The sequence below is a fragment of the Mycobacterium sp. 1245805.9 genome, from assembly GCF_001672915.1.
Classification (GTDB): domain Bacteria; phylum Actinomycetota; class Actinomycetes; order Mycobacteriales; family Mycobacteriaceae; genus Mycobacterium.
The window spans coordinates 78,568-100,734 of sequence record NZ_LZKR01000156.1 but is presented as its reverse complement, the minus strand read 5'-3'; the positions used below and the strand labels follow the sequence as shown (position 1 = coordinate 100,734).

Annotated in this window: 21 protein-coding genes and 1 pseudogene; 9 read left to right on the top strand and 13 right to left on the bottom strand. The window is 68.5% G+C overall.

Going from position 1 to position 22,167, the window contains the following annotated elements; translation table 11 throughout:
* Window positions 1–165: 165 nt before the first annotated feature.
* Window positions 166–1,098, top strand: a complete 933-nt coding sequence (locus tag A9X00_RS21265; protein ID WP_067158007.1) for a LysR family transcriptional regulator — start codon at window positions 166–168, stop codon at window positions 1,096–1,098.
* On the opposite strand, the pseudogene oxc reads toward A9X00_RS21265, so the two are convergent.
* A pseudogene (oxc, locus tag A9X00_RS21260) lies at window positions 1,082–2,812 on the bottom strand (oxalyl-CoA decarboxylase); the annotation flags it as partial. The gene A9X00_RS21265 and the pseudogene oxc sit on opposite strands and share 17 nt — an antisense overlap.
* A gap of 203 nt (window positions 2,813–3,015) precedes the next feature.
* Between oxc and A9X00_RS21255 the strand changes: the two are divergent.
* Window positions 3,016–4,563 (top strand): FadD7 family fatty acid--CoA ligase, encoded by a 1,548-nt coding sequence (locus A9X00_RS21255; protein WP_067158001.1) that lies wholly within the window; start codon window positions 3,016–3,018, stop codon window positions 4,561–4,563.
* A 13-nt stretch (window positions 4,564–4,576) separates the two neighbouring features.
* Here the strand turns inward: A9X00_RS21255 and A9X00_RS21250 are convergent, their stop codons facing one another.
* Together A9X00_RS21250 and A9X00_RS21245 are read right to left on the bottom strand one after the other, a co-directional pair.
* The gene (locus A9X00_RS21250; protein ID WP_067157998.1) at window positions 4,577–6,736 is read right to left on the bottom strand and encodes an elongation factor G-like protein EF-G2; all 2,160 of its coding nucleotides are present in this window, start codon (window positions 6,734–6,736) and stop codon (window positions 4,577–4,579) included.
* Window positions 6,737–6,904: 168 nt separating this feature from the next.
* Entirely contained in the window at window positions 6,905–7,330 is a 426-nt protein-coding gene (locus A9X00_RS21245; protein ID WP_067157994.1) for a TIGR03668 family PPOX class F420-dependent oxidoreductase, read from the bottom strand.
* 161 nt (window positions 7,331–7,491) lie between these two features.
* On the opposite strand from A9X00_RS21245, the gene A9X00_RS21240 reads away from it, so the two are divergent.
* The 5 genes from A9X00_RS21240 to A9X00_RS21220 all read left to right on the top strand — a co-directional run bounded on the left by A9X00_RS21240 (window position 7,492) and on the right by A9X00_RS21220 (window position 13,132).
* Complete coding sequence (locus A9X00_RS21240; RefSeq protein WP_067157991.1) at window positions 7,492–7,956, top strand: nuclear transport factor 2 family protein; 465 nt, start codon at window positions 7,492–7,494, stop codon at window positions 7,954–7,956.
* Between the two features lie 111 nt (window positions 7,957–8,067).
* Complete coding sequence (locus tag A9X00_RS21235; RefSeq protein ID WP_067157988.1) at window positions 8,068–9,117, top strand: S1C family serine protease; 1,050 nt, start codon at window positions 8,068–8,070, stop codon at window positions 9,115–9,117.
* 120 nt (window positions 9,118–9,237) lie between these two features.
* A complete protein-coding gene (gene treS, locus A9X00_RS21230) occupies window positions 9,238–11,010 on the top strand; it encodes a maltose alpha-D-glucosyltransferase (RefSeq protein WP_067158110.1) in 1,773 nt (590 codons plus the stop codon).
* Between the two features lie 49 nt (window positions 11,011–11,059).
* Complete coding sequence (locus A9X00_RS21225; protein WP_067157985.1) at window positions 11,060–12,400, top strand: phosphotransferase; 1,341 nt, start codon at window positions 11,060–11,062, stop codon at window positions 12,398–12,400.
* Between the two features lie 9 nt (window positions 12,401–12,409).
* Window positions 12,410–13,132, top strand: coding sequence for a YoaK family protein (locus A9X00_RS21220; protein ID WP_067157982.1), 723 nt, complete (start codon window positions 12,410–12,412; stop codon window positions 13,130–13,132).
* A gap of 35 nt (window positions 13,133–13,167) precedes the next feature.
* Here the strand turns inward: A9X00_RS21220 and ag85C are convergent, their stop codons facing one another.
* The 6 genes from ag85C to A9X00_RS21190 all read right to left on the bottom strand — a co-directional run bounded on the left by ag85C (window position 13,168) and on the right by A9X00_RS21190 (window position 17,254).
* Window positions 13,168–14,199 (bottom strand): diacylglycerol acyltransferase/mycolyltransferase Ag85C, encoded by a 1,032-nt coding sequence (gene ag85C, locus A9X00_RS21215; protein WP_067157979.1) that lies wholly within the window; start codon window positions 14,197–14,199, stop codon window positions 13,168–13,170.
* Between the two features lie 210 nt (window positions 14,200–14,409).
* Complete coding sequence (locus tag A9X00_RS21210) at window positions 14,410–15,237, bottom strand: ABC transporter permease (RefSeq protein ID WP_232006892.1); 828 nt, start codon at window positions 15,235–15,237, stop codon at window positions 14,410–14,412.
* On the bottom strand, window positions 15,227–16,048 hold the full coding sequence (locus A9X00_RS21205) for an ATP-binding cassette domain-containing protein (protein WP_067157976.1): 822 nt from the start codon (window positions 16,046–16,048) through the stop codon (window positions 15,227–15,229). The genes A9X00_RS21210 and A9X00_RS21205 overlap by 11 nt, the downstream gene beginning before the upstream one ends.
* Window positions 16,045–16,506 carry a MarR family winged helix-turn-helix transcriptional regulator gene (locus A9X00_RS21200; protein WP_067157973.1) on the bottom strand — a complete coding sequence of 154 codons (462 nt, stop codon included), beginning with the start codon at window positions 16,504–16,506 and terminating at the stop codon, window positions 16,045–16,047. Before A9X00_RS21200 ends, A9X00_RS21205 begins: the two co-directional genes overlap by 4 nt.
* A gap of 56 nt (window positions 16,507–16,562) precedes the next feature.
* Entirely contained in the window at window positions 16,563–17,060 is a 498-nt protein-coding gene (locus tag A9X00_RS21195; protein ID WP_067157970.1) for a metallophosphoesterase, read from the bottom strand.
* A gap of 14 nt (window positions 17,061–17,074) precedes the next feature.
* Window positions 17,075–17,254 (bottom strand): hypothetical protein, encoded by a 180-nt coding sequence (locus A9X00_RS21190; RefSeq protein ID WP_067157967.1) that lies wholly within the window; start codon window positions 17,252–17,254, stop codon window positions 17,075–17,077.
* Window positions 17,255–17,348: 94 nt separating this feature from the next.
* On the opposite strand from A9X00_RS21190, the gene A9X00_RS21185 reads away from it, so the two are divergent.
* A complete protein-coding gene (locus A9X00_RS21185) occupies window positions 17,349–17,804 on the top strand; it encodes a MaoC family dehydratase (RefSeq protein WP_067157965.1) in 456 nt (151 codons plus the stop codon).
* 68 nt (window positions 17,805–17,872) lie between these two features.
* Here A9X00_RS21185 and A9X00_RS21180 read toward each other — a convergent pair whose 3' ends face one another.
* The 3 genes from A9X00_RS21180 to A9X00_RS21170 all read right to left on the bottom strand — a co-directional run bounded on the left by A9X00_RS21180 (window position 17,873) and on the right by A9X00_RS21170 (window position 21,126).
* On the bottom strand, window positions 17,873–19,168 hold the full coding sequence (locus A9X00_RS21180; RefSeq protein ID WP_067158105.1) for an acyl-CoA dehydrogenase family protein: 1,296 nt from the start codon (window positions 19,166–19,168) through the stop codon (window positions 17,873–17,875).
* A 79-nt stretch (window positions 19,169–19,247) separates the two neighbouring features.
* Window positions 19,248–19,961, bottom strand: coding sequence for a GAF and ANTAR domain-containing protein (locus tag A9X00_RS21175; protein ID WP_067157963.1), 714 nt, complete (start codon window positions 19,959–19,961; stop codon window positions 19,248–19,250).
* A 67-nt stretch (window positions 19,962–20,028) separates the two neighbouring features.
* On the bottom strand, window positions 20,029–21,126 hold the full coding sequence (locus A9X00_RS21170) for a F420-dependent hydroxymycolic acid dehydrogenase (protein WP_067157960.1): 1,098 nt from the start codon (window positions 21,124–21,126) through the stop codon (window positions 20,029–20,031).
* Window positions 21,127–21,177: 51 nt separating this feature from the next.
* Between A9X00_RS21170 and A9X00_RS21165 the strand changes: the two genes are divergently transcribed.
* Window positions 21,178–21,783 carry a GNAT family N-acetyltransferase gene (locus A9X00_RS21165; RefSeq protein ID WP_067158101.1) on the top strand — a complete coding sequence of 202 codons (606 nt, stop codon included), beginning with the start codon at window positions 21,178–21,180 and terminating at the stop codon, window positions 21,781–21,783.
* Window positions 21,784–21,792: 9 nt separating this feature from the next.
* Here the strand turns inward: A9X00_RS21165 and A9X00_RS21160 are convergent, their stop codons facing one another.
* On the bottom strand, window positions 21,793–22,146 hold the full coding sequence (locus tag A9X00_RS21160; RefSeq protein WP_067157957.1) for a DUF732 domain-containing protein: 354 nt from the start codon (window positions 22,144–22,146) through the stop codon (window positions 21,793–21,795).
* Between the last annotated feature and the right edge of the window lie 21 nt (window positions 22,147–22,167).

Sequence of the window (22,167 nt, the reverse complement as noted above, 5' to 3'; positions counted from 1 at the left end):
CGCCCGAAAAGCGTTGAACCGTCGGCGGCCGCGCAAAACCGGTGACGGCACAACGGCTTTCGCGGCAGCAAAGGCCTAAAACCCCGGCGGGGCGCCCGGCGCGCCGTGTTAGCCTCACCCAGGCCGGTGCCCGAAGGCCCAGCCCGAACACCGAGGAGCGCGCGGGTGCTTTTCCGTCAACTGGAGTACTTCGTTGCGGTCGCCCAGGAACGCCACTTCGCCAGGGCGGCCGAGAAGTGCTACGTCTCGCAACCCGCGCTGTCCGCCGCGATCGGCAAGCTCGAACGCGAGCTCAACGTCACGCTGATCAACCGCGGACACAGCTTCGAGGGCCTCACGCCCGAGGGTGAACGACTGGTCGTGTGGGCCAAACGGATTCTCGCCGAACACGACGCGTTCAAGGCCGAGGTGCACGCCGTGCGGTCCGGCATCGCCGGAACGCTTCGGCTCGGCACGGTGCCCACCGCCTCGACCACGGCGTCGCTGGTTCTCTCGGCGTTCTGTTCGGAGCATCCGCTGGCGAAGGTGCAAATCCTCTCCCGGCTCGCGGCCACCGAGCTGTATCGGCGGGTGCGCGAGTTCGACCTGGACGCCGCAATAGTGCACTCCGCCACCGACGACGCCCACGACGTGAACCTGGTGCCGCTCTACGAGGAGCACTACGTGCTGCTTTCGACGGCCAGCATGTTGCCCGCCGGAGCGTCGACACTGACGTGGCCCGAGGCGGCGCAGCTGCCCCTGGCGCTGCTCACCGCCGACATGCGGGATCGCCAAATCATCGACGAAGCCTTCGCCGGCCACGCGATCACCGTCACCCCGCAGGTCGAAACCGATTCCGTCGCTTCGCTATTGGCTCAGGTGGCGACGGGCAACTGGGCCTGCATCGTCCCGCACACCTGGCTGTGGACTTCACCGCTGGGAGCGGATATCCGCGCGGTCGAGATGGTCGAGCCGGCGCTCAAGGCCGAGATCGCGCTGGCCACCAACGCTTCCGGGCCGGGCTCACCCGTCGCGCGTGCGCTCACCGCGAGCGCGCAACAGTTGCAGCTCAACGAGTTCTTCGACACCCAACTGCTGGGCATCACGCGCCGGCGCTGACCACCTGTGGCGTCGTCGCCGCGCTGCTCGGGTTGAGGCTCGCCAGATGCCCGCTTTCCACGCCGGCCGCCGGGTCGAGCTCGCAGTCGATGACCGACGGTCCCTTGCCGGCGATCGCCTCGGCCAGCGCCGCGCGCAGCTCGGACGGCGTGGTGACGTGATATCCCTTGCCGCCGAACGCCTCTGCGATCAGCTCGTGACGCGCCCGGGCGTTCAGCACGGTTGGTGCGGGATCCGGTCCCGGCGAGGCCGAGCCGGCCGGCGCTTCGTCGCCACGGTAGACGCCGCCATTGTTGAGGATGACGACGGTCACCGGCAGCCGGTAGCGGCAGATCGTCTCGACTTCCATGCCGGAGAACCCGAACGCGCTGTCGCCCTCGATCGCGACGACGGGGTCGCCGGTCTCCACCGCCGCGGCGATGGCGTATCCCATCCCGATGCCCATCACGCCCCACGTGCCGGTGTCGAGCCGGTGTCGCGGCGCCTCCATGTCGATGACGTTGCGGGCCAGGTCCAGCGCGTTGGCGCCCTCGTTGACCACATAGACCCCCGGGTTTTCCTGCAGCACAGAGCGAATGGCGCCCAGCGCGTTGTAAAACCGCATGGGGTGCGGGTCCTCGGCGAGTCGCTGAACCATCTTGGCCTCGTTGCGGGCTTTGCGCTCGGCCAGCTCGTCGACCCATTCGATGGGCGCGACGAGGGGGTCCGCGGTCACCGCGTCGCACAGGGCAGCCATCACCGAGCCGATGTCACCGGTCAGCGGCGCCTCGATCGGCCGGTTGCTGTCGAACTCCGATGCCGCGATGTCGATCTGGACGAACTTTGCGTCGGGGGACCATTGCGGCGATTCCCCGTGGCCGAGCAGCCAATTCAGCCGGGCGCCGACCAGCAAGACGGCGTCGGCGCGGGCGATCGCCAGCGAACGCGCCGCCGCAGCCGACTGGGGGTGCGAGTCGGGCAGCAGCCCTTTGGCCATCGACATCGGCAGGAACGGAATTCCGGTGTCCTCCACGAACTTCCGGATCGTCTCGTCGGCCTGGGCGTACGCGGCGCCCTTGCCGAGGACGATCAGCGGCCGGCGCGCCCGCCTCAGCACCTGCACCGCGCGGTCAACCGACTCCGGCGCGGGCAGCTGCCGCGGGGCCGGGTCGACGACCCGCCACACGGTGGCCGCCGCCGCCGAAGCCTCCAGGGCCTGACCCAGAACGTCGGCGGGGATGTCGAGGTAGACGCCGCCCGGCCGCCCGGAGATCGCCGTGCGAATCGCGCGCGCCACGCCGCGCCCGATGTCCTCGATCCGGCCGATCCGATAGGCGGCCTTGGCGAAAGGCCTTGCGGCGTCGAGCTGGTCGAGGTCCTGGTAGTCGCCGCGCTGCAGGTCCACCATCGCGCGATTGCTGGAACCCGAGATCTGGATCATCGGGAAACAGTTCGTGGTGGCGTTGGCCAGCGCGGGCAGGGCGTTGAGAAATCCCGGGCCCGACGTCGTCAGGCACACGCCCGGGCGGCGGGTGAGGAACCCGGCGGCGGCGGCGGCATTGCCGGCCGAGGCTTCCTGCCGAAAGCCGATGTAGCGGATGCCCGACGCCTGGGCGGTGCGGGCGAGGTCGGTGATCGGGATGCCGACGATCCCGTAGATGGTGTCGACGTCGTTCGCCTTGAGGGCGTCGACGACGAGGTGAAAGCCGTCGGTCAAACGCGTCATGGTGGCCGCCTCCTCGTGAGCTACCTAAGGTCAGTCATCACTGTCGTCCCGGTGCGCGCAGGTGTCCAAGACTAAGCCGCTATGCAGCGATTCACGCCGTCTATCGATAGTCGGCGGTTATCGATAGTGAGCGGATCGGTATTGGACGGACATGGTGGGGCCGCGGCATGGTTCGAGCAGGAGCTTTCACATTCACCGAAAGGGGCTTGGCGATGAAGACAGGCACTCACACCGTCGCCGATCTGGTCGAGGTGGCGGCGAGCCGGCGACCGGACGCGGCGGCGCTCGTCGTCATGTCCGAGCGCACCCCGGTGAGCTACCGGGACCTGCTGCGCCTGGTCGACGACCTGGCCGGACAGCTGAGTCGCGGCGGCTTGTCCCCGGGTGACCGGGTCGGGCTCCGAGCGGGCAGCAACGCCGAGTTCGTCGTCGGGTTGTTGGCGGCGTCGCGAGCCGGGCTGGTCGTGGTGCCGCTGGACCCGGCCCTGCCTGCCGGCGAGCAGCGCACCCGAAGCGAGGCGGTCGGGGCGCGGGCGGTGCTGGTCGACGGCACGGGCCTCGGCGACGAGGGCGAGCCGGGCTTGCGGCGGTGGCCGATCGCGGTGACCGTCACCGCCGGCGCGGCGGCGGTGCATCTCGACGCCGCGACGCCGCCGGCGCAAGACGTTTCGACGCCGCAGGGGCTCCGCGACGACGACGCGATGATCATGTTCACCGGCGGAACCACGGGGGTGCCGAAGATGGTGCCCTGGACGCAGGAGAACATCGCCGCCTCGGTGCGGGCGATCGTCGCCGGCTACGGGCTGGGCCCGCAGGATGCGACGGTCGCGGTGATGCCGCTCTACCACGGTCACGGGCTGATCGCCGCGTTGCTGTCGACGCTGGCGTCCGGGGGCACGGTGCTGCTGCCGGCGCGGGGGCGGTTCTCCGCGCACACGTTCTGGGACGACATCGACGCCGCCGGGGCCACCTGGTACACCGCGGTCCCGACGATTCACCAGATCCTGTTGGAGCGCAACAAGACCGAACAGGCGAGCGCCAAGCCGGCCGCGCTGCGCTTCATCCGCAGCTGCAGCGCCCCGCTCACCGCGGAGGCGGCCCAGGCGCTGCAGGAGACGTTTTCGGCGCCGGTGGTGTGCGCCTTCGGCATGACCGAGGCCACCCACCAGGTGGCCACGACCGGCGCCGGGCAGAGCGAAAACCCGTCCGCCACACCGGGTCTCGTCGGGCGGTCCACCGGGCCCGAAATCCGGATCGCCGGACCGGACGGGCAGCCGCTGCCGCCGGGATCCGTCGGGGAGGTCTGGCTGCGCGGCACCACCGTGGTGCGCGGCTACCTCGGCGACCCGGCGATAACCGCCGCGAACTTCACCGACGGATGGCTGCGCACCGGCGACCTCGGATCATTGTCGGACGCGGGCGATTTGACGATCCGGGGCCGGATAAAGGAACTCATCAACCGGGGCGGCGAGAAGATTTCGCCGGAGCGGGTCGAGGGCGTCCTGGCCACCCATCCCAACGTCCTCGAGGTCGCCGTCTTCGGTGTGCCGGACAAGCTGTACGGAGAGGCGGTGGCCGCGGTGATCGTGCCCCGGGAATCGCCGGCGCCGACAACCGCCGAGCTGGCGGTGTTCTGCCGCGAGCGGCTGGCGGCCTTCGAGATTCCCGCCACCTTCGCCGAAGCCGCCGCCCTGCCGCACACCGCGAAGGGCTCGCTGGACCGCCGCGCCGTGGCCGACCAATTCGGCCGCGGGGACTAGCCCTGAGGAACGCTCACACCGTGGTTTTCACCCGGGCCGCCGCGGACTCGGGCATGGGTTCGTAGCGGGCGAAAGAACGGGTGAACGACGCGGCCCCATGCGCAAGCGAACGCAGGTCGATCGCGTACCGCGTCAGCTCAACCTGAGGCACCTCGGCTCTGACGACCGTGCGTTCGTTGCCCGCGGCCTCGGTGCCGAGCACGCGTCCGCGACGCCCCGACAGGTCGCCCATCACCGCGCCGACGAAATCGTCGGGCACCAGCACCGAGATCTCGTCGATCGGCTCGAGCAGGGTCACCTTGGTCGCCGCCGCCGCCTCGCGCAACGCCAGCGCGCCCGCCGCCTGAAACGCGAAGTCCGAGGAGTCCACGCTGTGGGCCTTGCCGTCGAACAGCGTCACCCGGATGTCGACCACGGGGTAACCCGCGTGCACGCCCTTTTCCATCTGCGCGCGCACCCCCTTCTCCACACTCGGGATGAAGTTGCGCGGCACCGCCCCGCCGACCACCTTGTCGACGAACTCGAACCCGGAGCCCTCGGGCAGCGGCTCCACCTCGATGTCGCACACCGCGTACTGGCCGTGCCCGCCGGACTGCTTGATGTGGCGGCCGTGCCCTTTCGCCTTGCCGCTGAAGGTTTCTCGCAGCGGGACGCGCAGCTCGACCGTGTCCACGGTGACGCCGTACCGGTTGGCCAGCGCGTCGAGGACGACGCCGGCGTGGGCCTCGCCCATGCACCACAGCACGATCTGGTGGGTTTCCTGGTTCTGCTCGATCCGCAGCGTCGGGTCTTCGGCGGCGAGGCGCCCCAGCCCGACGGACAGTTTGTCCTCGTCGGTCTTGGCGTGGGCCTGGATGGCCACCGGCAGCAGCGGTTCGGGCATCGTCCACGGCCGCAGGACCAGCGGCTCGGACTTGTCCGAGAGCGTGTCGCCGGTTTCGGCGCGGCTCAGCTTGCCGATCGCGCAGATGTCGCCCGCCACCACGGCGGCCGCGGGGCGCTGCTGCTTGCCGAGCGGGAAGGACAGGACCCCGATGCGTTCGTCCTCGTCGTGATCGGGGTGCGAATGCCCGTTCCCGTTGGTCCCGCCGAAGAACGACGCAAAATGGCCCGACACATGAACCGTCGTGTCGGGCCTGATGGTCCCGGAGAACACCCGGACCAGGCTCACCCGGCCGACGTAGGGGTCCGACGTCGTCTTCACCACCTCTGCGAGCAGGGGTGCGTCGGCGTCACAGGCCAGCGTCGCGTGCGTCGCACCGTTCGGCGTGAAGACCTCCGGCAGCGGGTGTTCCATCGGGGACGGGAAGCCGCGGGTGGCGACCTCCAGGAGTTCGAGGGTGCCGACGCCGGTGCCGCTGCAGACCGGGATGACGGGGAAGAAGGAGCCCCGGGCGACGGCCTTCTCCAGGTCCTCGATGAGCACCGACTCGTCGATCGTTTCGCCGCCGAGATAGCGCTCCATCAGGGACTCGTCCTCGGATTCCTCGATGATGCCCTCGATCAGGCTGCCGCGCGCCTCCTCGATCCGGTCGGCGTCCTCGGGGTCGGGCGGTTGCGTGGTCCGCTTGCCGCCCGAATACAGGTAGCGCGTCTGCGACAGCAGGCCGATCAGGCCTTCGCAGGACGGTGAGCCGATCGGCAGGTAAAGCGGTAAGACCTTGTCGCCGAACGCGTTTTGCGCGGCGGCCAGCGCCTCGGAATAGTTTGCCCGCGCGTGGTCGAGCTTGGTGATCACCACGGCGCGTGGCATGCCGACCTGGCTGCATTCCTGCCAGAGCGACTTGGTCGGCTCGTCGACGTCCTCGTTCGCGGCGATCACGAACAGCGCGCAGTCCGCGGCGCGCAGCCCGGCGCGCAGCTCGCCGACGAAGTCGGCGTACCCGGGCGTGTCGACCAGGTTGATCTTGATGCCGCCGTGGGACAGGGACGCGACGGCGACGCCGACGGAGCGCTGTTGCCGGATCTCGGCCTCGTCGTAGTCGCAGATGGTGCTGCCCTCGGTGACCGAGCCCGGCCGGGTCAGCACGCCGGCGGCGACCAGCAGCGCCTCGACCAGGGTGGTCTTGCCGCCGCCGGAGGGTCCGACCAGGACCACGTTGCGAACATCGCCCGGACCGTTCGCCGTGGGTGCGGCCGCCACGCCCAGGGAAGTGTTCGCCTTGTCCGCCATGACTTTCCTCCAGTTCCGCAGCGTTGCGGTGTGCTGTGGCGCGGTGTGTCGCAGACCACAGGACGCCTGTAGGCAACTTTTCCCCCAACTGCCGCCCAACACAAGGCCACCGGCCAGCCACAATCGGGGGCGGTCATTCCCGCCGGATCGGTGCCGAGGGCCGCCGGGTCAGGCGTGCCAGCCCGACCAGCGCAGCACGGTGACCGCGATGACCGGGCCTTCCAGCGAAACCGATTGATACTGGGGGTATTTGGCGCGCAGCAGCCGCAAGCCGGTGTCCATCGCCGCGCCGTCGGTGTGAATGGTCGCCAGGCCGTCGGCGCGGACCCACCACAACCGCGCCCAGTCGTCGGCGTAGTGGTCGACGAGCAGGCTGACCTGTGGGTTGCTTTCGATGTTGGCCAGGCGCCGCAGCCGTCGCGTCGTCTTGGGTTTGGCATCGACGGCCGTGTAGACCACGTCTTGCTCGTGGAGCCCGGATTCACTCACGGCGAAGACCACCGGCACCAGGTGCGGCGCGCCGTCGGGTGTGGCGGTGGCCAGGCGGGCTATCGGGGACTGTGTGAATCGGGCCTTCGGGTCGAATTCGCCCACTGCCTCAGATTAGGGCCGAGGGCGGGCCCGGTCGCGCTGGGCCGAATTGCGCGCCTCCTCCTCCGACCGTTCCGGTCGGCATCGTCGCCGCGCTAGGCCGAATTGCGCGCCTCCTCCTCCGACCGTTCCGGTCGGCATCGTCGCCGCGTTAGGTTAACCGCATGCCGGCCGAGACCCAGATCGCCAACCTGCTGTATCGCTACGCCGAATGCATCGACGCCGGTGACCTGGCGGGCGCGGCCGCGCTCTTCGAACACGCCCGCATCCGGATCGGCGGCTCGGAGGCCGAACCGGACACCGTCGACGCGGCCCGGCTGTTGGGGATCTGGAAATCGCTGATCGTGCTTCATCCGGACGGGACGCCGCGAACCAAGCACGTGACGACCAATCCGATCATCGAGATCGACGACGGGGCCGGCACCGCGAGTTGCCGCAGTTACTACACGGTGCTGCAGCAGACCGACGAGCTGCCGCTACAGACCATCGTCACCGGTCGCTATCACGACCGATTCGAACGCGTCGACGACCAGTGGCGATTCTGTTACCGCGATCTCACGCTCATCGACATGGTCGGCGACGTCAGCCAGCACCTGGCCCATCCCATCGCGCCCGCCCAAGGGGCCTGAGCACTGTTGTGAATAGCAATCTGCATTACGGTTATACACATCGAGTCGTGTTACCCAGACCGGGAGGCTGGGCCAAATTCTGGTTCTTACTGCGTCGCAGGAGGTGACGGTATGAGCAAATGGCACCACCGCTCCGTCTGGTGGTCACGGGTGGTCAGCGTGCTGGCCGTGGTGGGGCTGGGCCTGGCCACGGCCGCGGCGCCGGCGTCCGCGTCGCCCACCCACGACCGGCCCCTGGCGCCGCTGGACCCGTCGGGCATCGTCGGCAAGGTCGGGCCCCAGGTCGTCGACATCAGCACCAAGTTCGGCTACAACAACGCCGTCGGAGCCGGGACCGGCATCGTCATCGATCCGGGCGGCGTCATTCTCACCAACAACCACGTGATCTCGGGGGCCACCGACATCAGCGCGTTCGCCGTCGGCAACGGCCAGACCTACGCCGTCGACGTCATCGGCTATGACCGGACCGCGGACGTCGCGGTCCTTCAGCTGCGCGGCGGGGGCGGCCTGCCCGCCGCCAACATCGGCGGCGGGGTCGGGATCGGCGAGCCCGTCGTCGCGCTGGGCAACGCGGGCGGTCAGGGCGGCACGCCGAGCGCGGTGGCCGGTAAGGTCGTCGGGCTCAACCAGAGCGTGTCCGCGACCGATACCCTCACCGGCGCCGAGGAGAACCTGGGCGGGTTGATCCAGGCCGACGCCGCGATCAGGCCCGGCGACTCCGGCGGCCCCATGGTCAACCAGGCCGGCCAGGTGATCGGGATGAACACCGCCGCCACCGACAGCTACAAGATGTCCGGCGGTCAGGGTTTCGCCATTCCGATCGGCACCGCGATGGGGGTCGCCGGACAGATCCGGTCCGGCGCCGCGTCGAACACCGTGCACATCGGCCCGACGGCCTTCCTGGGCCTGGGCGTGACGGACAACGGCGGCAACGGCGCCCGGGTCGAACGCGTCGTCGGCAGCGGTCCCGCGGCGGCGGCCGGAATCTCGGCCGGCGACGTCATCACCGGGTTCGACAACATCCCGATCACCGGGGCCACCTCGATGACGGATGTGCTGGTCCCGCACCACCCCGGCGACACCGTCACCCTGCACTGGCGCGCCAAGAGTGACGGAGATCGCAGCGGACCGGTGACGCTGGCGGACGGGCCTCCCGCCTGATGCCGCGCGGATAATGACCGCCGCCCGTCGGATTCCCTTGCGGCGCATGGGGATTGGCCGCATCACTGCGGTCGTGATTCCCGAGTTGCCGTGTCGGGTACACGTGGCATCGTGGAATTGATGAACGACGCAAGAGACGCAGTCGAGCACGATCCCGCGGGGGGCAGTCACGTCGAGGGCGGCGTGGTTGAGCATCCGAACGCCGAAGATTTCGACAATGCCGCCGCGCTGCCCGCCGATCCGACCTGGTTCAAGCACGCGGTCTTCTACGAGGTGCTGGTCCGGGCGTTCTTCGACGCCAACGCCGACGGGTCGGGTGACCTGCGGGGGCTGATGGAGCGCCTGGACTACCTGCAGTGGCTCGGCATCGACTGCATCTGGCTGCCCCCTTTTTACGACTCCCCGCTGCGTGACGGCGGGTACGACATCCGGGACTTCTACAAGGTGCTGCCCGAGTTCGGCACGGTCGACGACTTCGTCGCGTTGCTGGACGCCGCCCACGAGCGAGGCATCCGGGTGATCACCGACCTGGTGATGAACCACACGTCCGAGTCGCACCCGTGGTTTCAGGAGTCGCGGCACGACCCCGACGGGCCGTACGGCGATTACTACGTGTGGAGCGACACCAGCGAGAAGTACACCGACGCCCGGATCATCTTCGTCGACACCGAGGAATCGAACTGGACCTTCGACCCGGTCCGTCGCCAGTTCTACTGGCACCGGTTCTTCTCCCACCAGCCCGACCTGAACTACGAGAACCCGGCCGTTCAGGAAGCGATGATCGACGTCCTGCGCTTCTGGCTGGGATTGGGGATCGACGGGTTTCGCCTGGACGCGGTCCCCTACCTGTTCGAACGCGAGGGCACCAACTGCGAGAACCTCCCGGAGACGCACGCGTTCCTCAAGCGGGTCCGCAAGGTCGTCGACGACGAGTTCCCGGGCCGGGTGCTGCTGGCCGAGGCCAATCAGTGGCCGGCCGACGTCGTCGAGTACTTCGGTGACGCCAGCACCGGCGGCGACGAGTGCCACATGGCGTTCCATTTCCCGCTGATGCCCCGCATCTTCATGGCGGTCCGCCGGGAATCGCGGTTCCCGATCTCCGAGATCCTGGCGCAGACGCCGGAGATCCCTGACATGGCGCAGTGGGGGATCTTCCTGCGCAACCACGACGAGCTGACCCTGGAGATGGTCACCGACGAAGAGCGCGACTACATGTACGCGGAGTACGCCAAGGATCCGCGGATGAAGGCCAACGTCGGGATCCGGCGCCGCCTCGCACCGCTGCTGGACAACGACCGCAACCAGATCGAGCTGTTCACCGCGCTGCTGATGTCGCTGCCCGGCTCGCCGGTGCTGTACTACGGCGACGAGATCGGCATGGGCGACGTGATCTGGTTGGGGGACCGCGACGGCGTGCGCACCCCGATGCAGTGGACACCGGACCGCAACGCCGGCTTCTCCAAGGCCAACCCGGGCCGGCTGTATCTCCCGCCCAGCCAGGACTCGGTGTACGGGTATCAGGCGGTCAACGTCGAGGCGCAACGCGACACCTCAACGTCGCTGCTCAACTTCACCCGGGTGATGCTGGCGGTGCGCGGCCGCCACAAGGCCTTCGCGATCGGCAGGTTCGAGGAACTGGGCGGGTCGAACCCGTCCGTTCTGGCGTTTGTGCGCCACGCGGCGGACGACGGGGACACCGTGCTGTGTGTCAACAACCTGTCGCGGTTCCCCCAACCGATCGAATTGAACCTGCAGCAATGGAGCGGCTCCACACCGGTGGAGCTGACCGGGCATGTGGAATTCCCGCGCATCGGTCACCTGCCCTACCTGCTGACACTGCCGGGACACGGGTTCTACTGGTTCCAGCTGACCGGATCTGAGGAGAACGCATGACGCGCGCCGGCGACGATGCAGAACGAAGTGATGAGGAGGAGCGGCGCCGATGACTGAGCCGTTCAAGCTGCCCTGGTCTGAGTGGCTCCCGCAGCAGCGGTGGTATGCGGGACGCAACCGCGAACTGTCCAGCGCCGAGCCCGGCGTCGTCGTGTCGCTGCGCGAGGACCTCGACCTGGTCCTCGTCGATGCCCGGTACACCGACGGCTCCTCGGAGCGCTACCAGGTGATCGTCCGGTGGGACTCCGCGCCGGTGTCCGAATACAGCACCGTCGCGACCATCGGCGCCGCCGACGACCGCACCGGGTTCGACGCGCTGTACGACACCGACGCCCCGCGGTTTCTGCTCTCGCTCATCGACTCGGCCGCCGCGCGAGGCTCGTCCGGCGACCAGGTGACCTTCACCAAGGAGCCCGACGTCGATCTGCCGCTGGACGCGCTGCCGCACGTCTCCGATGCCGAGCAGAGCAACACCAGCGTGATCTTCGACCGAGACGCCATTTTCAAGGTCTTTCGGCGGGTCAGCAGCGGCATCAACCCCGACATCGAACTGAACCGGGTGCTCGCCCGCGCCGGCAACCCCCACGTGGCGCGGTTGCTGGGCACCTACGAGATGGTCCCGCCGGGCGGCGAGCCGTGGCCCCTGGGCATGGTGACCGAATTCGCGTCGAACGCCGCCGAGGGCTGGGCCATGGCCACCGCCAGCGTGCGCGACCTGTTCGCGGAGGGCGACCTGTACGCCTACGAGGTCGGCGGTGACTTCGCCGCCGAATCCAACCGGCTGGGCGAGGCCGTGGCCTCCGTGCACGCCACCCTGGCGGAGTGCCTTGGCACGGCCGACGCCACGTTCCCGGTCGACACCGTGCTGGCGCGGCTGTCGTCGACCGTCGCAAAGGTGCCCGAACTCGAGGAATACGCGGCGACCATCGAGGAGCGATTCCAAAAGCTCGCGGGCGAGACGACCACCATCCAGCGGGTGCACGGCGACCTGCACCTGGGGCAGGTACTGCGCACACCCGAGAGCTGGCTGCTCATCGACTTCGAAGGCGAACCGGGGCAGCCGCTCGACGAGCGGCGCGCGCCGGATTCGCCGCTGCGCGACGTGGCCGGGGTGCTGCGCTCGTTCGAGTACGCCGCCTACGGGCCGCTGATCGACCAGGGCGCCGACAAGCAGCTGGCCGCGCGCGCCCGGGAGTGGGTCGAGCGCAACTGCGCCGCGTTCTGCGACGGCTACGCGGCCGCGTCAGGCACCGACCCGCGCGATTCGGCCCAGCTGCTGGCCGCCTACGAGCTCGACAAGGCGGTGTATGAGGCCGGCTACGAGGCGCGACACCGCCCGGGTTGGCTGCCGATCCCGCTGCGGTCCATCGCCCGGCTGACGGCCGCGTGATCTGAAAGCATGTCCCGCGTGGGGAAAGAGACATTCAACAGCGAGGCAAGGTTGTCGTGGGTGCTGGCCGGGCTGGCCGGCGTGCTGGGAGCGACGGCCTTTACCCATTCGGCCGGGTATTTCGTCACCTTCATGACCGGGAATGCCCAGCGCGGCGCGCTGGGTTTTTTCCGCGGCGACGTCGTGCTCTCGGTGTCGGCGGCGCTGCTGATTGTGTGCTTCGTCGCCGGCGTGGTGATCGCGTCGGTGTGTCGCCGGCATTTCTGGGTCGCGCATCCGCACGGGCCCACCGTGCTGACGACCTTCAGCCTGCTGGCCGCCACCGTGGTGGACGTGCTCGACGAGGGGTGGGAGGAAAACCTCCTCGACTTCGCGCCAATCATGTTGGTCGCGTTCGCCATTGGCGCGCTGAACACGTCGTTCGTCAAAGACGGCGAAGTGTCCGTGCCGCTGAGCTACGTCACCGGCACGCTGGTCAAGATGGGCCAGGGCATCGAACGCCACATCGCCGGCGGAGCCGCCGCGGACTGGCTCGGCTACTTCCTGCTGTTCAGCAGCTTCGTGTTGGGCGCCGTGGTGGGCGGCGGCATCAGCCTCGTCGTCAATGGCACCTGGATGCTGGTGGTCGCCACGTCCGTGTGCGCGCTGACGACCGGATACACCTATTTCCACCAGGATCGCCGGGCGCTGCTGAATGACCGGTCAGAAAAACAGCATCGGCAGCAGCGCTGACCGGTGCGCTACTGCCGATGCCGGCTTTGGGGGTGTCAGGCGGCCGGTTGTGCCGGTTGCGACGGTTGCGCGGTCGTGTTGACGGCGTTGAGCACCTGGATGATGTCGGGCTTCATGGCAACCAACTGCTGGTTCCAGTAGGGCCATGAGTGCGTCCCGTTGGCCGGGAAGTTGAACACCCCGTTGCGCCCGCCCGCGGCCACATAGTTGTTCTGGAACGTTTCGTTGGTGCGCAGCGTGAGGCCTTCCAGGAACTTCGCCGGCATGTTGTCGCCGCCGAGGTCGCTTGGGGTGCCGTTACCGCAGTAGACCCACACCCGCGTGTTGTTCGCGACCAGCCGCGGAATCTGGATCATCGGGTCGTTGCGCTTCCACGCCGGGTCGGACGACGGACCCCACATGCTGTTGGCGTTGTAGCCGCCGGAGTCGTTCATCGCCAAGCCGATCAGGGTGGGCCACCAGCCCTCGGACGGGTTGAGGAAGCCGGATAGCGAAGCGGCATAAGGGAATTGCTGCGGGTAGTAGGCAGCCATGATCAGCGCCGAACCGCCCGACATCGACAGCCCCACCGCGGCGTTGCCGTACGGCGACACCTGCTTGTTGGCCTGCAGCCAACCGGGCATCTCCTGGGTCAGGAACGTCTCCCATTTGTAGGTGTAGTTCTGTCCGTTGCCGGACGACGGCTGATACCAGTTGCTGTAGAAGCTGGACTGGCCGCCGACGGGCATGATCACCGACAACCCGGACTGGTAGAACTCCTCGAAGGCCGGGGTGTTGATGTCCCAGCCGTTGTAATCGTCCTGTGCCCGAAGGCCGTCGAGCAAGTAGACCGCGTGCTGTCCGCCGGGCTGGAACTGCACCTTGATGTTGCGGCCCATCGACGGCGATGGCACCTGCAGGTATTCCACCGGGAGTCCCGGCTTGGAGAACGCGCCCGCGGTAGCCGAGCCGCCGACGGCGCCGATCAGACCCGACAACAGGGCAGCCCCCACGGCCGCGATGGCGAGCCGGCGCGGCATCCCCGCCGCTGCGCCACGCACCTTCCGCACCTCTTCGATGAACGACATAGCTCCCTACCCATCCCAACTTTCATCGGTTGTTCGATGCCGCGCGATGACGGTCGAATCTGTTCGCCTGCGCAGTGAAACACAGGGGGAGGGCGCAATTCGTGTGTCGCGGCCGCGATGCGAGATCGCGGTTGGCTAACGATTGGGAGTCGGCCGGGAATCGTCACATTCGGGTCACGAATGGCTCACGAAACCGTGCAGTGGCTTGCCCTACGCGACGAGCCGGCGCAAAAGCGTTGACGCCGTGGCAATTCCGACCAGCGCCGCCACCACCAGCACGACGAAGTCGGCCGGGTTGAACGGGGTGCCGATCAACAGCGCCCGCAGCGCGTCCACCTCGTAGCTGAGCGGGTTGACCTTGCTCAGGGCGCGCAACCAGGCGGGCATCACGTCGACGGGATAGAGCGCATTGGACGCGAAGAACAGCGGCATCGTGATGGCCTGGCCGATTCCCATCAGGCGGTCGCGGCTGAGGACCAGGCCGGCCAGCGTCATCGACAGGCACGCGAAGAACGCCGCGCCGAGCATGACGACGGCCATCGCGGCCAGGATCCGCAGCGGGTTGACGGTCAGGCCGACGTTCATCAGGTATGCCAGCGCCATCACCCCGACCACTTGGGCGACCGACCGCACTCCGGCCGCGAACGCCTTGCCGGTGATCAGCGCCGACGCGGGGGCGGGCGTCACCATCAGCTTGGCCAGCACGCCGGCGTCGCGGTCCCAAATGATCTGTATGCCATAGAAGATCGAGATGAACAGCGCCGACTGCGCGATGATCCCGGGCGCCAGGAAGGCGAGGTAGGACACCGGCCCGGTGTGGATGACGTGCAACTTGGAAAAGGTCGTGCCGAAGATCAGCAGCCACAGCGCGGGTTGCACCATCCGGGTGACGAGCTCGGTCCGGTCGTGCTGCAGCTTCTGCAGTTCCACGATCGCGAACGCCCCGACCCGCGCCAGCGTTGCCTGGACCCGTTGCCACCCGCGCGGCGCACGAACCAGGGTGGCCGCCGGGGCTTTGGGTGCGATGTCAACTGGCACGGCTGGCAACCTTTCTGCTGGAACGGATCTCACGGAAGGAGCCGGACGATTCCGGCTGGCCGGACAGGTCCTCGGCCGCGTAGTGGCGGAACACGTCCTCGAGCGTGGCGCCGGGCGACACGGTGGCCTTCAGCTTCGCGGGCGTGCCCACGGCGCGCAATCGACCGCGGTGCATCAGCGCGACCCGGTCGCACAGCGCGTCGGCCTCCTCCATGTAGTGGGTGGTGAGCAGCACCGTCATGCCGAACTGGGCCTGCATGCTCCGCACCTGTTGCCAGACACCGTCGCGCGCGATCGGGTCCAGCCCGACCGTCGGCTCATCGAGCACCAGCAGCGACGGACGGTTGACCAACGCCTGCGCCACCTCCAGGCGGCGCACCATGCCGCCGGAGTAGGACCCGGCCCGCCGGTCGGCCACGTCGAGCAGCTCCATGGCGGCCAGCGCCTGTTCCACCCGTTCGGCCCGGCAGGCGCGCGGCACCCCGTAGAGCCGCGCGAACCACCGCACGTTCTGCCGTCCGGTCAACGCGGGCTCGACGGAAAGTTGTTGGGGCACATAGCCGATGTTGCTGCGGATGTCGATGGTCTGGCGGCGGGCGTCCATGCCGAAAATGCGCAACTCGCCGCGCTGCACCGGCGTCAACGTGGTGAGCATGCGGACCAGCGTCGTCTTTCCGGCGCCGTTGGGCCCCAGCAGGCCCATCGTCTCGCCCGGCCGCACCTGTAGCGTCACATCATCGACCGCGGTGAACTGGCCGTACCGGTAGGTCAGGTTGCGGCCGTCGATCGCCATGGGCAGTCGTTCGCTCATGATCGCCGCTCCTGCAGTAGTCGGGTCATGGTGTCTAGAACCTCCAATCCCTTTGCCAGGGACTCGATTTGATCGTCATCCAGCTCGCCGAGCGCGTCGGCGACCAGCGCCCGGCGCGCCGCCCGAGACGCGTCGACGAGCTGCTGGGTGGGTTCGGCGAGCCGCAGCTGGCCGACGCGGCGGTCCGACTCGTCGACAGTCCGGATCAGCAAGCCGTTGCCGGCCAGCTTGGAGACCAAGGTCGATGCGGTGTTGGGCACCAGGCCGAGCTCCGCCGCGGCGGTGCCGACGGAGATCCCCGGTCGCCGTCCGACCAGCCACAGCAGCTCCGCCTGGGATTCGGACAGCCGCGCGGAATCGAGCCCCCGGCCGGCCGACCGGCGAAGTTCCCGGCGAAACCTGCCGACGATGCCGAACAACTCGGCGACCACATCGGTGCTGGTCTGCACTGCGCCCATATACCTCTGTTTACGAGCTAAATATGGGTGCGAGCTGTGTGGGGGCTAGCTCCCAGCTACTTGTTGAGCGAATGCAGGACCACGTCGGTCAACTGCCCGTTGTCGACGCTTGCGGTCATGTAGCTGCAGAACGGTTGCCGGCGCCGGTCCGTTGGCGAACCCGGGTTGAGCAGGCGCAGCCCGGTTGGCGTCGTCGTATCCCACGGGATGTGGCTGTGGCCGAACACCAGCACGTCGCGATCCGGATAGAGCCGCGACATGCGCGCGTCCCGGCCGGCCGCGGCGCCGGTCTCGTGAACCACGGTCAGGCGCAGCCCGCCCAGCGTGGCGTCGGCGCGTTCGGGCAACCGTGCACGCAACGCCGGCCCGTCGTTGTTGCCCCAACACGCGACCAGCCGCGCGGCCCGGCTTTCCAGCGCGTCGAGCAATTCGGTCGATACCCAGTCGCCGGCGTGCACCACGACATCGGCGCTGGCGACCTCGTCCCAAACCTGCGCGGGCAGGTCGCGGGCGCGGCGCGGGACGTGGGTGTCGGCAATCAGCAGCAGCCTCACGCCGCCATCTTGCGCTACCGTTGGCCGTCCCGGCTGCGCGCCTCGGCGCCCGTCTCGCCCGCATCAAAAGTGTCGTCGGAACCGGCCGCGCCCACGTACGACCCGTCGTCGTCCCCTGCGGCGGCCCGTGATCGAGCCTCGTGCACCTCGGGCTCGACGTCTTCCTCGGCCCTGTGGCCCTTGTTTTCCGGCATGGGGCCCAGGTTTCCCGCGCAGCGGCGCGCGAAACGGCGATGGCCGGCTCCGATAGGGTGCATGCGGGCATCGACAGCATCCCGAGGAGAACCAATGCGCACCTTCGAATCAGTAGCGGACCTCGCCGCCGCCGCGGGCGAGACCATCGGGCAGAGCGACTGGGTGACCATCACCCAGGAAGACGTCAACCTGTTCGCCGACGCGACCGGCGACCACCAGTGGATCCACGTCGACCCGGAACGGGCGGCGGCGGGCCCGTTCGGCAAGACCATCGCCCACGGTTTCATGACCCTTTCGCTGCTGCCGCGCTTGCAGCACGAGATGTACACCGTGAAGGGGATCAAGCTCGCAATCAACTACGGCCTCAACAAGGTTCGCTTCCCCGCTCCGGTGCCCGTCGGCTCGCGCGTTCGCGCGCAAAGCTCGCTGGTCAGCGTCGACGACCTCGGCGTCGGCGCCGTGCAGGCGACCGTGTCGACCACCATCGAGATCGAGGGCGCGCCCAAGCCGGCCTGCGTGGCCGAAAGCATCGTCCGCTACATCTCCTGAAAGTTGGCGAGCAGACGCAGAATCGCACCAAAACCGTGCGGCGAGTGCGATTCTGCGTCTGCTCGCGGTTAAAACTCGCCGATCGAGTGTTCCAGGCGCTCGGCCAGCCTGGCCTCCGCCTCGGCGCGCCGGGTCGGTATGTGCTGTGACGGGAAAGGCGTTGTCACAGGCTGGTATTCGCGCAGCGTCCGGCGGGCGACCGTCATCTTATGCAGCTCGGTGGCGCCGTCGGCGATGCCCAGCGACTCGGCCGCCACCAGCATTTTGACGAACGGCATCTCGTCGGAGACGCCGAGCGCGCCGTGCAGGTGCATCGCCCGTTGCGCGACGTCGTGCAGCACCTGCGGCATGGCGACCTTCACCGCCGCGATGTCGCGGCGCACCTTCTGGTAGTCGTGGTGCTTGTCGATCAACCACGCGGTGCGCAGCACCAGGAGCCGGAACTGCTCGATCTGGATCCAACTGTCGGCGATCTTCTCCTGCGTCATCTGGAAGTCGGACAGGTGGCCGTGCCGGGTCTTGCGTGACACCGCCCGCTCACACATCATGTCGAATGCCTTGCGCGCCAACGCGATCGTGCGCATCGCATGGTGGATCCGGCCGCCGCCGAGGCGGGTCTGCGCGATCATGAACGCCTGACCCTCGCCGCCCAGCACATGATCGGCCGGCACCCGCACGTCGTTGTAGCGGACGTAGCCGTGCGAGCCGTGCCTTCCCGACTCGCCGCCCACCGCGACGTTGCGGATGATCTCGATGCCCGGCGTCTCGCCCGGGACGATGAACAGCGACATCTTGTCGTATGTCCGGGCGTCGGGTTTGGTCACCGCCATCACGATGAAGAACGACGCGTGTTTGGCGTTGCTGGAGAACCACTTCTCCCCGTTGATGACCCAGTCGTCACCGTCCCGGGTCGCCGTCGTCACGAACATCCCGGGATCCGAACCGCCCTGCGGCTCGGTCATCGAGTAGCACGAGGTGATCTCGCCGTCGAGCAGCGGCTGCAGGTAGCGGGCCTTCTGTTCGTCGGTGCCGAACAGCGCGAGGATCTCGGCGTTGCCCGAATCCGGCGCCTGGCAGCCGAACACCGAAGGCGCCCAACGCGAGCGCCCGAGGATCTCGTTGAGCAGCGCCAGCTTGACCTGACCGAAGCCCTGACCACCCAGCTCGGGCCGTAGATGCGCGGCCCACAGGCCCTGGTCCTTCACCTGCTGCTGCAGCGGCCGCAGGATCGCCATCATCTCGGCGTTCTTCTTGTCGTACGGGTCGAGTGCGACCAGATCGAGCGGTTCCAGCTCGTCGACCATGAACTTTTCGACCCAGTCCAGCTTCGCCTGGTATTCCGGGTCAGTTTCGAAGTCCCACACCGTGGCCAACCGTTCCCCGGCGCAGCGCCGCGCCGGACTCGTTGATAAGCACCCCATCGTAGATCGCGGCGGAAAGCGATCAGACGTCGCCGCGGGTTTCGATGACGCGCTGGGCGATGTCGACGAGCTTGTTCTGGCTTTCCTGCGACAGCGCCCGCAGCATCTCGAAGGCGCGCACGTCGTCCACGCCGTAGCGCTCCATGATGATGCCCTTGGCCTGACCGATGCGGTCTCGACTCGACAGCGCCGACTCCATCTGCTCGCCATGGCGCCCGGCCATGATCGCGGCGGCCGCGTGCGCGGCGAACACCGATCCGATGGTCTCCGCTTCGGTGTCCCACACGCCGGCGTTGAAGCTGAACAAGTTCAGCGCGCCCGCCGTGCGGTCGGCGGTGTAGAGCTTGAACGACAGGCTGCTGAGCACGCCGAGTTGCACCGCCGCCGGCGCGTATCTCGGCCAGCGCGGCTCGCTGCGCAGGTCGTCGGTCCGCACGATCGTCTGCTTGAGAGCGGCGTCGGCGCAGGGGCCTTCGCCAAAGTCGTGCTGCAGCTTGTCCAGCTGCCCGGCCAGGTCGTCGGTGTCCGCCAGCGACTCGAAGTCGCCGCCCGCTTTCACGAGCAGCACGCCCGCGACGTCGGCTCCGGGTATGAGCTGCACGGCCGCGGCGGTCACATCGGCGAGCACGTGCTCGAGCGCGCGGGGCGCGGAGATCTCCCGAGCGAGCTCGGCCATGCGCACGGCCAGCTCGTGATTGGAGGCCTCGTGGTTGGGGCTTGCGTGTGAAGGGTCCATAGTGTTCGGTCGCGGGTTTCCGCAACCCCTCGGGTACCCGCCGTCGCCCGAACCTACCCGGGCCGCTTCAGCGGAGCCTGGGCAAGACGTTGCCGCCGTAGAAGTTGATCGCGGCGACCGGGTCGTCCTGGGGGAAGTGCAGAAACGGGGTCGCCCCGGCGTCGAGAACCCTTTGCACGGCGTCGATGTGGGCCGCGGGATCGGTGCCGATCGCCCAGTTCGCCAGGACCTTGTCGATGGGATTGGACTCGGCGGCGCGTTGGATCTCGACGGGGTTCGGCTGGTCGACGGCGCCGGCGGTGAAGCGCCACAGCGTGGCGGCGCGGGCGGCCACGTCGTTGGTGCCGACGACTGCGAAAAGTTCGGCGCGCTTTCCCAAATTGGCGGCGTCCCGCCCGGCGGCCTGCGCTCCCGCGCCGAACGCGGCGAGCAACTTCGCGTTCGTCACGTCGTGGGCCTGGGTGATCCAGCCGTCGCCGTACTGACCGGCCAGCTTCGCGCTCTTGGGCCCCCCGGCCGCGACGAAAATCGGCGGCGGCGTTGGGGGCGTGTCGTAGAGCTTCAAAGCGTTCGTCTGAAAGTAGCGGCCGGAAAAGGAGATTCGCGATCCGCTCCACAGCTGACGGATCAGTCCGATCGCCTCGATCAGCCGGTCATGACGCTCGGCGTAGTTGCCGAACGCGTTCGTGGTGGCCTGTTCGTTGAGCCGTTCGCCGGTGCCCAATCCCAGAAACACCCGTCCCGGGTTGAGGATCGCCAGCGACGCGAAAGCCTGGGCCACGGTGGCGGGGTGATAGCGATAGGTCGGGCAGGTCACCCCGCTGCCGAACGAGATTCGGCTGGTGGCATTGCCGACCAGGGCCAGGGTGAGCCACGGAAACATCGAGTGGCCCTCGTTGTCCTGCCACGGCTGGATGTGATCGCTGGCCCACGCGTACTGAAAGCCGGCCTGCTCGGCCGCCCGGGCCTGCGCGACCAACTGGTCGGTGCGGAACTGCTCGTGCGAGAGCACGACCCCCACGCCCTTACCCGCCGCCGGCGGCGGACCGGTCGGATTGCCGTGGCCGGCCTCCGGCTTCCCGCAGCCCTGCGGCAGTCCGACCGCGCCGAGCGCGCCCGCGCCGGCGACCATGCTTCCCAGCTTGCGGCGCGAGATGCCCGTCACCGGACCGGCATACCCCGCACGGGGCACGTCACACCCGCTAACGTGGCGTGGGTGGCCCCGCAGGCGCGCCCGGCGCGCAAAGCCGACATCCGCGAGCTGTCACGCACCCTGGCCCGGGCGTTCCACGACGATCCCGTCACCACCTGGATGCTGCCCGACGACGACGCGCGGCCGACCCAGCTGGTCCGGCTGTTCGCGACGTTGACGCGCCGCCATCATCTGGCCGGCGGCGGTGTGGAGGTGGCCTGCGACGGTCAGGGCGTCGGTGCGGCGGCCCTGTGGGATCCGCCGGGTCGGTGGCGGCAGTCCCGCTGGGAAGAGCTGGCGATGCTGCCGAGCTTCATCCGGGTCTTCGGGTCGGATTCGGCGAGGGCGCGCACCGTGCAGGACCTCATGAAGCGCGAACATCCCGAGGAACCGCACTGGTACCTCGCCGTGATCGGGAGCGACCCGACGGTCCGCGGTCAGGGCTTCGGCCAGGTCCTGATGCGGTCCCGCCTGGACCGCTGCGATGCCGAGTATTGCCCGGCGTACCTCGAGTCGAGCAAGCCCGAAAACGTGCCGTATTACGAGCGTTTCGGGTTCAGCGTCACCCGCGAGATCGAGTTGCCCGACGGCGGCCCGACGCTGTGGGCGATGTGGCGGCAGCCGCGCTGAAAACGGCGTTTAGGAAATCGGCACGTTGGTCGGCCCACTGGCGATGTATTGGTACTGCGGGCAGTACGCGGTGATCGCCGACCCGGTGAAGAAGGTGCTGTCGGCGATGGACCAGTTGGTGTTGTCCGCCACGCCGGAAACGACATCGTTCATCGGTTCGCTCGGGTTGGCGGCGAGTTGGCCGCAAACGTAGGTCTTGGCCACACCGATCGCGTTGTCGAGTGTGCCGTACTGCATGCCGTAGCCGTCCAGGGCTTGGATGAAGGAGTCGTCGGCGACGTCGGCCAGGGCCGCCGGGGCAAACCCGACTACCGACCCGACCGTCAGGATGGCCGCGGCGACCGGTGATGCGCGGAAGAACATGTGCCGAGACTCTCTCGCTTG